Below are 13,279 nucleotides of genomic sequence, written 5' to 3' on the forward strand. Positions count from 1 at the left end.
TCCCGACGCGGGTCAGGGGCGCAGCAGCCCCCAGTACAGCGCCCACGGGACGAACGCCGCGCCCGAGAGCGCCAGTAGTCCGATCCGGACCCGGCTGCCGCTCGCCGGGCGGTTCCGGCCGGCTGCGGCCACGGTGACTCCGGCCGCCACCACCGTTGCCGTGGCGGCCAGTTGCAGCACCAGCCAGGGGACGGGCCGGCCGAACAGGACCGGTCCGGGCAGGGCGGCTGCCACGAGCGCCATGTACAGCAGGTAGACCGGCGTGCCGGCGACCGCGAGTGTGCCGGTCAGGGCGGCCCAGCGGGCCGCGCGGGGGAGGCCGGCCGGTGCGGGGCGGCGGCGAAGACGGCGGACGGTGCCGGTGGCCAGGTGCCCGGCGAAGCCGAGCAGGCAGACGGCGGTCAGTGCGGCCTGCAGCCAGGGCGACTCGTACCAGTGGAGCGGGGCGAGCGGCCGGCTGGCGTACTGCTGCGCGGGGGCGGCGTCGACGGTGACCGGCGGCAGGCCGGTGGCCAGTCCGGTGATCCACCGGGACTCGAACTCGGCGTAGTCGCCGGGCAGTTGGCTCGGCCGGTCGAAGCCGTCGTCGAAGGTGCGCCGGAGATTGTGGCGGACGTCCGGGATGGTGCGGATCGTGTAGTGGCGGTTGCCGCCGCGGTCCAAGGCCTCCCGGACGATCCGCTCGCTCTCGGCGGGCACGGCCTCGCGGTCCAGCGTCCCCCATTCGGCCAGTACCGGTACCTGGAGCCGCTCCCAGGCCGGTACCGGGTCGTAGTCCGCCTCCGGGAAGAGCTCGGCGGCGGCCAGCTCGCGGATCAGCGTGCGCTGCATGGTGGGCAGCAGCGAGCCGGTGATCCCGGCGTGCCGCAGGTACTCGCCGTACGCCCAGGCCTCCTGGCGGGACGGGCTGAGGCCGGACGCGCCCGCGGTCACCACGAAGGACACGTCGGTGGTGCGGCCCGCGGCCAGCGTGATCACCCATGCGCCCTCGGACAGGCCCCACAGGCCGACCCGGTTCGGATCGATCTCGGGCCGGGAGCGCAGGAGTTGGACGGCGGCGAGCGCGTCGTCCGCGAGCCGGCCGTAGTCCCGTTGGAGGGTGGAGTAGCCGGCCGTTCGCTTGTCCCAGATCAGCGCGGGGACGCCGTGTGCCGCGTAGGCCTCGGCGGAGGGCCGCAGTTCGTCCATGGTGACCGGCCCGGCCCCGGCGACCATCGCCAGTCCGGGGGCGCCGCTCGCGCCGTGCGGGGCGATCAGTTCGCCGTGCAGCCGGGTGCCGTCGGCGCTGGTGAACTCGACTGCGGTGTGGTCGAGTTGGGTGTCCGCCGCGGTGGCGGGGGTGGTGATCAGCAGGCCGAGCAGGAGGGTGATCAGTCCCAGCAGTGCGGTGCGGTGTGCCGTTCGGTGTCTGCTGCTCATGGCGCGTTCTCCCCGTGGTCGATGGTCGCTCCACCTTTTCCGACCGCACGGCGCCGCGGGATGGGGCAGCCACCCGAAACCTCAGGGGGGACAGCCCCCGGAAACGCCGACAGAGCTGACGTGGCGTCAGCTCCGGGGCGGGGTCGGGCGATTACTTCGGCTCGCGGTCGAACTGCGAGCGGGACCAGACGTAGCCGAGCACGGTGAGGGCGGCGCACCAGAGCAGGGCGATCCACCAGTTGTTGCCGATGTGGGTGCCGAGCAGCAGGCCGCGCAGCGTCTCGATGGCGGGGGTGAACGGCTGGTACTGGGCGATCGGCTGGAACCAGCCGGGCATCGAGTGCAGCGGGACGAACGCGCTGGAGATCAGCGGCAGCACGATCAGCGGCAGTGCGCTGTTGCTGGCGGCCTCCGCGTTGGGGCTGCCCAGGCCCATGCCGACGGCGATCCAGGTGAGGGCGAGCGCGACCAGCGCCAGCAGGCCGATCGCGGCCAGCCACTCCAGCACGGTGGCGTCGTGCGAGCGGAAGCCGATGGCGACACCCACCGCGCCGACCAGCAGCACGCTCAGCATCGACTGGAGCACGCTGCCGATCACCCGGCCGAACAGCACCGAGCCGCGGTGGATGGCCATGGTGCGGAACCGGGCGACGATGCCCTCGTTCATGTCCGTCGCCATCGAGACGGCGGTGCCGATCACGGTGGAGCCGATGGTCATCATCAGGATGCCGGGCACCAGGTAGGCGACGTAGGCGGCGCGGCCGGCGCCGCCGCTCATCGCGTTGCCGAAGATGTAGACGAACAGCAGGAGCAGCATCACCGGCGTGAGCAGCAGGTTCAGGGTGAGCGACGGGTAGCGCCGGGCGTGCAGCAGGTTGCGCCGCAGCATGGTGGACGAGTCGCGGACGGCGAGGGCGAACGAGCTCATCGGACAGCCTTCTTCGAGGATGCGGCCGCGGCGGCCGGGGCGGTGGATGCGGCGTCGGACTGGGTGGCGTCGGACTGGGTTGCGTCGGACTGGGCGGGGACGGACTCGGCGGGGACGGCGGGTGCGCCGGTCAGCGCGAAGAACACGTCGTCCAGGTCGGGGGTGTGCACGGTCAGCGCGTCGGCCTCGACGCCCGCCGCGTCGAGCCGGTCGAGCACCGAGCGCAGCGCGCGCTGGCTGCCGTCGCTGGGGACCAGCAGGGTCAGCGACTCGTCGTCGCGGGCGCCCTCGGTGAGTGCGTCGGCGGCGGACCGGTACCCGGCCGGGTCGGTGAAGCGGAGGCTGACGTGGCCGCCCGGGACGAGGCGCTTGAGTTCCGCGGCGGTGCCTTCGGCGGCGATCACGCCGTTGTGCAGGACGGCGATCCGGTCGGCGAGTTCGTCGGCCTCGTCCAGGTACTGGGTGGTGAGGAAGACGGTGACGCCGCCGGTGACGAGCTCCCGGATGATCTGCCACATGCCGTGCCGGCTGCGCGGGTCGAGGCCGGTGGTCGGCTCGTCCAGGAAGATGATCCGCGGGCTGCCGACCAGGGTCATCGCGATGTCGAGGCGGCGCTTCATGCCGCCGGAGTAGGTGGAGGCGGGCTTCTGGGCGGCCTCGGTGAGATCGAAGCGGGCCAGCAGGTCGGCGGCGACCCGGCGGCCCTCGGCCTTGGGCAGGTGGTGCAGGTCGGCCATCAGCAGCATGTTCTCCTCGCCGGTGATCAGGCCGTCGACGGCGGAGAACTGGCCGGTGACGCCGATCGCGGCGCGCACCGCCTGCGGGGCGGCGGCCAGGTCGTGGCCGCCGATCCGGATCGGCCCGCTGCCCGGGCCGGCGGAGATCAGGGTGGAGAGGATCTTGACGGCGGTGGTCTTGCCGGCCCCGTTCGGGCCGAGCAGGGCGAAGACGGTCCCTTCCGGGACGGACAGGTCGACGCCGTCGAGGACGGTCTTGTCCCCGTAGGACTTGCGCAGCCCCTGCGCCGCGATGGCCAGGCCGGTCATGGGAGAACTCCTTCTTCTGTCGCTGAGCTGGTGGGGCGGTGCGGGGTGGTGGTCAGACCGTGCGGGCGGTGATGTCGCCGTTCTTGGTGGTGGCGCGGATGGCGAGCGCGGGCACGTCGTCGGCGTTGCGCAGCGCGTTGTGGATGCGGCCGTAGCCGGTGCCGGCGTCCAGCGAGGCGGAGATGCCGCGGGCGGCGCCGACGGTGATCGACCCGGACTGGGTGGTGAGCGTCAGTTCGCCGCGCGCCGCCTCGGTGACGGTCAGGTCGCCGCGCTGGGTGTCGAGCTGCGCCGAGCCGGTGAGCCGGCCGATTTCGACGGAGCCGTCCTGGAGGCTCAGGCGGCCGCCGGCCGTCTCGTCGAGCTTGACCTTGCCGCGGGCGCTCTCGTACGAGACCTCGCCGAGCCGTCCCACGCCGCGCAGTTCGGCGTCGGCGGCCTTCGCCTCGACCCGCGAACCGGACGGCAGCTGGACGGTCACCTCCAGCGCGCCGCTCGGGCCGAGCAGGCGGTGGTTCGAGGCGGCGGTGACGATCCGCAGCACGCCGTCGGTGAGGGACACCTCGGTCTGCTCGGCGGCCTGCACGTCGCGGCCCTTGGACTGATTCGCGGGGCGCACCTCGACGACGGTGTCGGTGCGGTCGGCGGCGATCAGGCGGAGCTGGCCGGCCGGGATGTCGATGACGGCGGTGATCGTGGTGGGGGTGTCGAACTTCTGCATCGTGGACTCCGTCTGTGCGTCGTTTCTGATGATGGAAACGCTACGTTGCGTTCATGAAGTCGGCAAGAAGGCTGTTGCAATCAATCAGTGTCTGTGCAGCTCAGGGCTAGTAAATCGTTGCAATGGTTCGTGAGATAACGCAACGACGGAAAGGGCGTGCGTTGCAATGGACTAAGAGTGAACGCTATGCTGGGTCGCGTCACGCACCGTTCGACCCGAGGAGACCGCGATGCCGGGAGGCAGGCTCACCCAGCAGGAACGCCAGCAGATCGCGCTGGGACTGGCCGACGACCTGGCGTACGCCGAGATCGCCCGCCGCCTGGACCGGCCGACCTCGACCATCACCCGCGAGGTCATGCGCAACGGCGGCCCCAACGGCTACCGGGCCGACCTCGCCCACCGCGCCACCGAACACCGCGCCCAGCGCCGCGCGGCGCTGCCCCGTGACCCGTACACCGACCGGCCCGTCGACGGGCGCGACCCGGAGGCCGTGCGCGCGTACGAGGAGACCGTCACCACGGTCTTCATGCACTCCGGAATGAGCCGGATGCCCGCCCGGGTGCTGGCCGCGCTGATGGTCACCGACGAAGGCGTCCTCTCCGCGGCCGAACTCGCCCAGCGCCTCCAGGTCAGCCCGGCGTCCATCTCCAAGGCGGTGGCCTTCCTGGACGAGCAGACCATGATCCGCCGTGAGCGCGACGACCGTCGGCGCGAGCGGTACGTGATCGACGACGACATCTGGTACCAGGCCACCATCGCCAGCGCCCGCGCCAACGCCGCCGTGGTCGCCGCCGTCCGCGAGGGCATTCCGGTGCTCGGCCCGGACACTCCGGCCGCCGCCCGGCTGGAGAGCATCGCGCGGTTCCTCGACTTCGTCTCGGAGGGGCTGTTCCGGATGGCCGAGCAGGCCCGCGAAATCCTGTACGTCAAGCCCGAGTCGGACGCCGAAGACGCCGAAGACGCCGACACCCCCGAGGACGGGGGCGACGGCGGCAAGCGCTGAACCGGCTTGCCCGGTCAGGCATTTCGCCCGGCCGGGGCCTCTCGCCGGGCCGGGGCCTCTCGTCGGGCCGGTGACTGCCGTCCGGCCGGGCGGCCCAGGAACGCGGCGACCGCGGCCGCGCCGGCCAGCAGCGCGAGACCGGCGACCAGCAGGGCGATCCGGGTGCCGGAGCCGCCCGAGGCGGTGTCGGCCAGCGCGCCCAGCACGGCCACGCCGAGCACCGCGCCGGTCTGCCGGGCCGAGTTCAGCGCGCCCGAGGCGATCCCGGACTGCTCCTTGGTGACCGCGCCGACCACCGCCGTCATCAGCGACGGGATCGCGAACGACACCCCGAAGCCCAGCACCAGCAGCCCGGCCGCCATCGCCACCCGCGCGGCCGTCGAGTCCGCGGTCGCCGCAGCGGCCACCAGCACCCCGGTGCCCATCAGCAGGAATCCGGCGACGGCCGGGCGGCGGGCCCCGATCCGGCCCACCAGCCGTCCCGTGAAGACCGGGTTGAACGCTGTCGGCAGCATCAGCGGCAGGAACGCGACGCCCGCGCCGAGCGCGCTCAGGCCGTGCGCCCGCTGGAAGTGCAGCGAGAGCACGAACAGCACCCCGGACAGCCCGAAGTTCACCAGCAGCCCGGCGAACAGCCCGGTGGCGAGGGTCCGGTCGCGCAGCAGCCCCAGCGGGAGCATCGGGGCGAGCCGCGCGGCCTCCCGGCGGCGTTCGACCGCCACGAACGACCCGCCCGCCAGCGCGAACACCGCGAAGCCGCCGAGCACCGGCAGCGACGCCCAGCCCGCCGGCTCGCTCTCGATCAGCGCCCAGGTCAGCCCGGTCAGCGCCAGCACCGCGCAGAGCTGACCCGGCAGGTCCACGCCCTTGGCCGGCCCGGGCCGGTCCGCCGGGGCGTGGCGCACCGTCAGGGCGACGGCGAGCAGCGCCACCGGCACGTTGACCAGGAAGATCGCCTGCCAGCCGAACCGGTCGGTGAGCACCCCGCCCACCAGCGGCCCGGCGGCCAGCGCGCTGCCGCTGATCGCCGCCCACACGCCCATCGCCCGGGCCCGCGCCGCCGGTTCGGTCCAGGCGTGCGCGATCACCGCGAGCGAGGCTGGCAGCAGCAGCGCGCCCGCCGCGCCGAGCAGCGCCCGCAGCGCGATCAGTACGCCCATCGACCCGGCCAGCGCGCTCACCCCGGAGCAGGCGCCGAACAGCCACAGCCCCGCCAGGAACACCCGCCGCCCGCCGTGGCGGTCGGCCAGCGCACCGGCGGTGAGCAGCAGCGCGGCGAAGGCGAGGGTGTAGCCGTTCGAGACCCACTGCAGGCCGCCGAGCGAACCCGACAGGTCCGCGCCGATCGCGGGCAGCGCCACGGTCACCACCGTGGTGTCCAGCATCACCATGAAGTAGCCGAGCGAGATTCCGAGCAGCAGCAGCCCGTTCCCGCGCCGGGCGTCGGTCCGTCCACCGGGCACAGCTGTCCCCCCGAGGGTGCGAAGAAGAGTGGATGCGACGGGCGCGCCGGACGACGGCGGCGCCGCGGTTCGCCGGGCCGGTTGTGAGCGGCGGGCGATCACTGAAATTCTTGCCGCGGCACGGCGGTTGAGGAAGCGGAAGCTTCCGATGGCACCCATCGCCGGAGCCGATGACGAAGCCGGCCCGGGCCGACTCGGCCGACGACGAGGAGCGGACACCGTGGAACTGCGCCATCTCCGGACCTTCCGCACCGTCGCCCGGACGCTCAACTTCACCCGGGCCGCCGCGGAGTTGAACTACGCCCAGTCCAGCGTCACCGCGCAGGTGCAGGCCCTGGAGGCGGAACTCGACGCCAAGCTGTTCGACCGCAGCCACCGCCAACTGTCGCTCACCCCGGCCGGCGAACGGCTGCTCGAGTACGCGGACCGGATGCTGCTGCTCGCCCAGCAGGCCCGCGCGGCCGTCGAGCAGGAGGACGGCCGGCCCGGCGGCCGGCTGGTGGTCGGCGGGCTGGAGACGCTGTGTGCCCACCGCCTGCCCGCCGTCCTCGCCCCGTACCGCCGCGAGTTCCCCCAGGTGCAGGTCGCGGTCCGCCAGGGCAACCGGGGCGAGCTGTACGACGCGGTGCGACGCGGCGAGCTCGACGTGGCACTGACCTTCGGCCGGGCACCCCAGGACGAGCTGATGGCCAGTGAGACGCTGGCCGGCGAACGGCTGATGGTGGTCGCTCCGATCGGCCACCGGCTGGCCCGGTACCCGCAGCTCGGCGGGCCGGAACTGCGCGGCGAACCCTTCCTGGCCACCCCGCCCGGCTGCGGCTTCCGGGAGATGCTGGACGCCCTGATCGGGAGCCTCGGCCCGGACGCCCCCGTGATCGACACCGAGCTGGCCGGCATCGCCGCCCTCCGCCAGTGTGCCGTGGCCGGGCTCGGCTGCGCCCTGCTGCCCGAGCTCGCGGTGGCCGACGCGGCGGCCCGCGGCGAACTCGCCGCCGTCCCGGTGCTCGGCGACGCCGCCCGGACCACGATCACCATGAGCTGGCTGCGCAGCGCCGAACTCCGGCCCGCCGTACCGGCGTTCCTCGCCACCGCGCGCGCCGCGTTCGCCCGGATGGCGGTGGCCTGACGCGTGATCAGGGCGCGAACGGGGCCGCGCAGGTGACCAGTTGGGCGCGGGACGGGAGCAGCCGGTCGAGCACGAACGCGTGCACCTCCGGGTCCGGGTCCGCGATGCCGTCCGACAGCACGTGCAGGCGGTAGTCGCGATCGGCCGCGTCCAGGACGGTGGACAGTACGGCGCCGCCGGTGCTGAGCCCGCCGACGATCAGGGTGTCGATGCCACGGGCCCGCAGCCCCCGGTCGAGGTCGGTGGTGGACAGCGCGCCGAGGCGGGTCTTGCGGGCCACCAAGTCGCCTGGCTGCGGGGCGAGTCGGGGGTGGAAGGCGGCGCCCGGGTCCTGGTGGTGCAGGGCGCGGTGCCGGGCCACGGCGGCGAACGTGGTGTTGGCGGCGGGGACGGCCGCCCAGTCGTCCTCGGTGAACGCGGCCCGCACGTGGGCCACCGCGCCGCCCTTCGCGCGGACCTCGGCGACGGCCCGCTCCAGCCGGTCGAGCAGCGGACCGGCCTCGGGGACGGCGGACAGGACGGCCGGCTGGCAGTCCAGCAGGAGCAGCGCGGTGTTCTTCACGGGAGTCTCCTCACTCCTAAGGGGGTGATCAGGCGCGGTTGTTGAGCAGCGCGGGCTCGCGCGGCGGCGCCGGTTCGAATCAGGCGCGGCTGTCGAGCAGCGCGGGCTCGTGCGGCGCGGCTTCGTGCGGCGCTGCCGGTTCGCGGCGGGGCAGCAGCAGCGGGGTGGCCAGGGCGAGCAGGCCCGCGACGGCCAGCGTGGTGCGCGGGCCGGTCAGGGTGGCGAGCAGGCCGCCGAGCGCGGTGAGGGCGGCGATGGCGGCCTGCTGGCCGATCGACCAGGCCGAGAGCGTGCGGGCGACCAGGTGCTGCGGGGTGCGTTCCAGCCGGTAGGTGGCGAGCACCGGCGTGAACAGGCTCATGTTGACGATGATCGCCAGCTCGACGGCCATCACCGTGACCAGTCCGACCACGCCGGGCCGGACGAAGGCCAACCCGACGAGCCAGACGGCGCGCAGCGTGCCGATCGTCCGGAACACCCACGTCCGGCCGTACCGCGCCACCACCCGCGGGGCCAGCCGGGAGCCGATCAGTCCGCCGAGGCAGGGGGCGGCGAAGGCCAGGCCGTACTGCCAGGCGGGGAAGTGGAGTTGGCGCAGCAGTAGGACGGCGAGGACCGGTTCGGTGGCCATGATCAGGCCGGACACCAGCAGGTTGTTGAGGTACAGCGCGCGCAGCCCGGGGTCGCCCAGCAGGTGTCGCCAGCCGTCCAGCAGCGATCCGGCCTTGCCTGTTTCGCGCCGCCGGGGTGCTTCCTCGCGGTCGCGGATCGCCGTCAGGCCGAGCGCCGACAGCAGGTAGCTGCCCGCGTCGGCCAGCACCGTGATGACCGGCCCGAACGCGCCGATCGCGGCCCCGCCGAGTGGCGGCCCGATCGCGATCGAGCTCCAATTCGTCGACTCAAAGCGAGAGTTGGCGACCAGCAGGTCCTCCGGTCGGACCAGTGTCTTCAGGTAGGCGCCGCTGGCCGCGCCGAACGCGATCTTCGCCGCGGCGACCACCGCCGACACCGCGAACAGCTGCCCGATGCCGAGCACCCCGCAGGCGTACGTGAGCGGGATGGACGCCATCGCGCCGAACCGGACCAGGTCGGCCGCGATCATCACCGGCCGCTTGCGCCGGAACTCCACCCACGGCGCGAGCGGCACCGCCAGCATCGCCCCCACCGCCGGGCCCACGGCCGACAGCGCCGACACCTCGGCGGGCCCGGCGTGCAGCACCAGCACCGCGATCAGCGGCAGCGCCCCGAACCCCAGCCCTGACCCGTACGCGCTCACCGCGTACGACGCCCACAGCCACCCGAACCGTCGTCCCAAGGACCGCCTGCCCACCGCCACCCCCGCCGACCGTACAAACCTTCGTTGACCATGGAGAGCCAACCGGGCCGCACAAGCGCAGGTCAAACAACCGAGGAGGGCCGACTGTACAACCAGTGGTTGTTCACTAAGGTGGGGCAACGTGGACCTCGAAGCCGTACGCACCTACCTCGCCGTCGCCGAGGCGGGCCAGTTCCAGAAGGCCGCCACCGACCTGGCGATCACCCAGCAGGCTGTCTCCAAGCGCATCGCCGCCCTCGAACGCGACCTCGGGGTCCGGCTGTTCATCCGCACCCCGCGCGGCGCCGAGGCCACCATCGACGGTCAGGCGTTCCTCCCGCACGCCCGCGAACTGCTGCGGGTCGCCGAACGCGCCGTCGCTTCCGTGCACGCCGCCCGCCGCCCGCTCCGGGTGGACGTGATCAACCTGCGCGGCGCCGCGTCGGGCCTGCTGCGCGACTTCCACCGCAGCCACCCCGAGACCGAACTCGACGTGGTGAAGCTGCTCGACATCGACGAGGCCGTCCGCGCCGTCCGCTCCGGGGCCATCGACGCCACCTTCCGTGCCGTCGCCGCCCCGGGCCGGCCGCTGCCCGACGACCTCGCCGCCGCCCGGGTGATCGACGAGCAGCTCCAGCTGCTCACCGGCCCCGACCACGCCCTCGCCGAGGCCCGCTCGGTGACGCCGCGCGAACTCGTCGGCCACCGGATCTGGATGCCCGGCATCCTCCCCGGCTCCGAGTGGGCGGCCTACTACGACGACCTGGTCGCCGAGTTCGGCCTCACCATCGAGGCCACCGGCCCCAACTTCGGCTCCGACGCCCTGCTCGACACCATCGCCGACACTCCCGCACTGGCGACCTTCCTCAGCGACGGCACCCGGCTGGTCTGGCCCGAGAGCCACGGCCTGCGCCGGATCCCGCTCACCGACCCGACGCCCGTCTACCCGCACTCCCTGGTGTGGCACCGCGACAACCCGCACCCGGCACTGGCCGCCCTGCGCACCCACCTGGCCGCCACCAAGGCCGCCCACGACGCCCCCGGCACCTGGGTGCCCGACTGGGTGCAGCGGGACTGAGCACGGCTCAGAGCAGCGCGCGCAGGCGTTCCCGACTTCCTGCTCGCCGACAGCACCGCCTACCTGCGCAGCTTCGCCGACGAACTCGACAGCGTGCTCACCGCCGACGACGACCGCATCCGCGCCGAACTCGGCCACTGCTACGACCGCACCGCACCACCCGTCGTCCAACGCCTCCGCGACGAAGGCGCCCGCGCGCTGCGCCCCGTGATGAACGCTGCCGCCGCCCTCTACCGCGAATGCCTGGCACCCGACTGGCGGGACCTGCGCCGCACCCTCGACGCCCAAGTCCGCTGCCATGCACAGACGGTGGCGACGGACGGGCCCGCCGCGATGCTCTCCCGCCTGCACCCGCGGCTGAGCTGGCACGACGCCGGCACCCTCACCGTCGAACGCCCCGGCCCTGTGGTCCGGCACCGACTCGCAGGCCGCGGGCTGCAGTTGCACCCGAACCTGTTCCTCGACAAGTGCGCCGTCCTGCACCCGCCCGACCGGCCCACCGCCGTGCTGCACCCGGTGACGCTCGCCGTCCGTCCGGACGCCGCTCCCGACGGCCTGCTCGCGCTGCTCGGCCCAGCCCGCACCCGAGCTCTCCGGGTTGTCGCCCAAGGCCCGTGCACCACCACGGAGTTGGCTGCCACGCTCGGCATCGCCGCACCGTCCGCCTCGCCGCACACCAACGCGCTGCGAGCCGCCGGACTGATCACCACCACCCGGCAGGGGCGCCAGGTGCAGCACGCCCTCACGCCGCTCGGGCACGCGCTGCTCGACGCCAACCCGTGACGGCGAGCCGTCCCGATCAGCCCGCCGGGACGGGGTTGCCGACAGTCGACCTGCCCGGCCGGGCGACCCACTGCATCGCCTCCCTGACCCGGGCGGCACCCGCCCGGGCGAACGCCGCGCCGCCACCTACAGCGGGCTCCCGACGGGCGCCCAGACCGGCACACGGGGCGCAGATGCCGGGCTGCGGGATCGGGTCGCAGCACTTGGCGCACTCGGCCTGCGGGGGCTTGGCGGGAGGCGCGGGCTCCGGGACGGGCGGGAGCTTGTCCCTCAGCCGGAAGCGCACCAGGCCGGCCGGCGACGTGACTTCGGGGGGCAGGTGGCTCGTCAGGGCCCGGACCAGATCGGCCTCCGGCACATTGCGCTCCAGCCACGGCACGACCAGCGGCGCGAGCCTCCGCGCCTCGGCCTCGCCGAGACGCAGGCGCGGCTCGTTGCGGAGCGCCCGGAACAGCGCGGCGACCGCCTCGCGGGTCCGGCCGTCCATGGCCGTCAGGGCCGTCCGGGCCGTGCCACGCGGGGTTCGCGGAGCACGTTCGGCGCGCTCCGCCCGCACGGTCGGGGCGGCTCGCTGCGCCGGGATGGCGCGTTCGGCGCGTTCGGCGAGCTGGGGCGGCTCGGCCTGCGGTGCGGCCTGCGCGGCCGGCGGCGCGGCGGGCTTGCTGCGCTCGTCCGGCTCGGCCGGCGGTGCGGCCTGCTGTGGCGGCGCGGCGGGCCTGCTGCGGTCGTCCGGCTCGGGCTGACCGGCCTGGTCGGCGGGCGCGTTCGACTCGTAGGGCTCACAGGGCGCATGCGGCTGGTCCGGCAGGTCCGGCTGGTCCGGTCCGTCGGGCTGGCCAGGATCGGTCGTCCCGCTGGGCTCGCTGGGATCGGCAGGCGTGTGCGTTCGGTTCGGCCAGGTCGGCCAGTTCGCCCAGTACGGCAGGTCCGGCTCGTCGGGTTGGCCAGGCAGGTCCGGCTCGCCCGGCTCGTCGAGCGCGTCCGGCTCGACCGGTTCGGTCGGTCGGTCCGCCCCGCCCGGCTCGCCCGGCTCGCCCGGCTCGCCCGGCTCGCCCGCCCCGCCCGGCTCGCCCGGCTCGCCCGCCCCGCCCGGCTCGACCGCCTCGTCGAGCGCGTCCGGCTCGACCGGCTCGCCCGCCCCGCCCGGCTCGCCCGCCCCGCCCGGCTCGCCCGCCCCGCCCGGCTCGCGCCGGTCGCTCGGCGCTGGGGACGGTAGGGGGGTAGTAGTTTCTTTTACCTTCTTTTGTAGGTACCCGCCCGGCGCACCGACGCTCGCTGCACCGGGGCCCGGATTTCCGGCCCCCGGTGCGTCGGTGCCCGACTCGGCGGCGTCCTGCGGGAGTTGGGGCGTGTCGTAGACGTGGATCTCGCTGATGACCCGGCCCGCCGGGAGGCGCTTCTTCACCAGCCGGTAGTACCCGGCGGCCCGCAGCTCGGCCACGGCCTTCGTGATGGTGGTGCGGCCTTCGAAGCCTGCGTCGGCCAGGTTCTTGCAGTTCTCCGGCGTGTCGTCCGGCAGCGAGAGAAGGTACCCGAGCACGCCCTTGGCGACGTACGAAAGGTCACGGTTCTGCAGAATGTCGTTGGCGATAGCCGTGGATTCGCCGCTCTGGGCGCTACGATGAATACGCATCGGGAAGTTCTGTTCCTGTTGCCACGCCCCGGGACGTTGCCGCGTCGTCGGGGCTAACTATGTTTACAGGCACGGAACTTAGCACCCGAACCGATCGAAGATCGGCGAAACCGGCGAGTAGCCGAAATTTCGCCACCTGCGGATGAAATCGGACCATTCCCGACCGCAGACGGTCGATATCTGTCACACTCTCGACCGCTTC

General features: G+C 73.7%; 12 protein-coding genes. 4 read left to right on the forward strand and 8 right to left on the reverse strand.

The features are described 5' to 3' along the window. Positions 1 to 12: 12 nt before the first annotated feature. The 4 genes from ACGFWJ_RS14685 to ACGFWJ_RS14700 form a co-directional block, all read right to left on the reverse strand. Positions 13 to 1,419, reverse strand: coding sequence for an alpha/beta hydrolase family protein (locus tag ACGFWJ_RS14685; RefSeq protein ID WP_392949119.1), 1,407 nt, complete (start codon positions 1,417 to 1,419; stop codon positions 13 to 15). A 151-nt stretch (positions 1,420 to 1,570) separates the two neighbouring features. Continuing rightward, positions 1,571 to 2,347, reverse strand: a complete 777-nt coding sequence (locus ACGFWJ_RS14690) for an ABC transporter permease (protein WP_387639360.1) — start codon at positions 2,345 to 2,347, stop codon at positions 1,571 to 1,573. Next, the gene (locus ACGFWJ_RS14695) at positions 2,344 to 3,393 is read right to left on the reverse strand and encodes an ATP-binding cassette domain-containing protein (protein ID WP_392949123.1); all 1,050 of its coding nucleotides are present in this window, start codon (positions 3,391 to 3,393) and stop codon (positions 2,344 to 2,346) included. The genes ACGFWJ_RS14690 and ACGFWJ_RS14695 overlap by 4 nt, the downstream gene beginning before the upstream one ends. A 52-nt stretch (positions 3,394 to 3,445) precedes the next feature. Continuing rightward, positions 3,446 to 4,114, reverse strand: a complete 669-nt coding sequence (locus ACGFWJ_RS14700; protein WP_392949126.1) for a DUF4097 family beta strand repeat-containing protein — start codon at positions 4,112 to 4,114, stop codon at positions 3,446 to 3,448. A 229-nt stretch (positions 4,115 to 4,343) separates the two neighbouring features. Here ACGFWJ_RS14700 and ACGFWJ_RS14705 point away from each other — a divergent pair, with 229 nt between their 5' ends. Beyond that, on the forward strand, positions 4,344 to 5,117 hold the full coding sequence (locus ACGFWJ_RS14705; RefSeq protein ID WP_392949129.1) for a helix-turn-helix domain-containing protein: 774 nt from the start codon (positions 4,344 to 4,346) through the stop codon (positions 5,115 to 5,117). Positions 5,118 to 5,131: 14 nt separating this feature from the next. Here the strand turns inward: ACGFWJ_RS14705 and ACGFWJ_RS14710 are convergent, their stop codons facing one another. After that, complete coding sequence (locus ACGFWJ_RS14710) at positions 5,132 to 6,580, reverse strand: MFS transporter (protein WP_392949132.1); 1,449 nt, start codon at positions 6,578 to 6,580, stop codon at positions 5,132 to 5,134. A gap of 220 nt (positions 6,581 to 6,800) precedes the next feature. Between ACGFWJ_RS14710 and ACGFWJ_RS14715 the strand changes: the two genes are divergently transcribed. Then, entirely contained in the window at positions 6,801 to 7,706 is a 906-nt protein-coding gene (locus ACGFWJ_RS14715) for a LysR family transcriptional regulator (RefSeq protein ID WP_392949135.1), read from the forward strand. Positions 7,707 to 7,713: 7 nt separating this feature from the next. Here the strand turns inward: ACGFWJ_RS14715 and ACGFWJ_RS14720 are convergent, their stop codons facing one another. Then, positions 7,714 to 8,268 carry a cysteine hydrolase family protein gene (locus ACGFWJ_RS14720; protein ID WP_392949138.1) on the reverse strand — a complete coding sequence of 185 codons (555 nt, stop codon included), beginning with the start codon at positions 8,266 to 8,268 and terminating at the stop codon, positions 7,714 to 7,716. 79 nt (positions 8,269 to 8,347) lie between these two features. After that, complete coding sequence (locus ACGFWJ_RS14725) at positions 8,348 to 9,583, reverse strand: MFS transporter (RefSeq protein ID WP_392949140.1); 1,236 nt, start codon at positions 9,581 to 9,583, stop codon at positions 8,348 to 8,350. 142 nt (positions 9,584 to 9,725) lie between these two features. Here ACGFWJ_RS14725 and ACGFWJ_RS14730 point away from each other — a divergent pair, with 142 nt between their 5' ends. Then, entirely contained in the window at positions 9,726 to 10,661 is a 936-nt protein-coding gene (locus ACGFWJ_RS14730) for a LysR family transcriptional regulator (RefSeq protein ID WP_392949143.1), read from the forward strand. A 93-nt stretch (positions 10,662 to 10,754) separates the two neighbouring features. Then, positions 10,755 to 11,444 carry an ArsR/SmtB family transcription factor gene (locus ACGFWJ_RS14735; protein ID WP_392949146.1) on the forward strand — a complete coding sequence of 230 codons (690 nt, stop codon included), beginning with the start codon at positions 10,755 to 10,757 and terminating at the stop codon, positions 11,442 to 11,444. 16 nt (positions 11,445 to 11,460) lie between these two features. Here ACGFWJ_RS14735 and ACGFWJ_RS14740 read toward each other — a convergent pair whose 3' ends face one another. Beyond that, positions 11,461 to 13,077, reverse strand: coding sequence for a hypothetical protein (locus tag ACGFWJ_RS14740; protein ID WP_392949149.1), 1,617 nt, complete (start codon positions 13,075 to 13,077; stop codon positions 11,461 to 11,463). Between the last annotated feature and the right edge of the window lie 202 nt (positions 13,078 to 13,279).

The sequence above is a fragment of the Kitasatospora sp. NPDC048407 genome (assembly GCF_043200475.1).
GTDB lineage: Bacteria > Actinomycetota > Actinomycetes > Streptomycetales > Streptomycetaceae > Kitasatospora.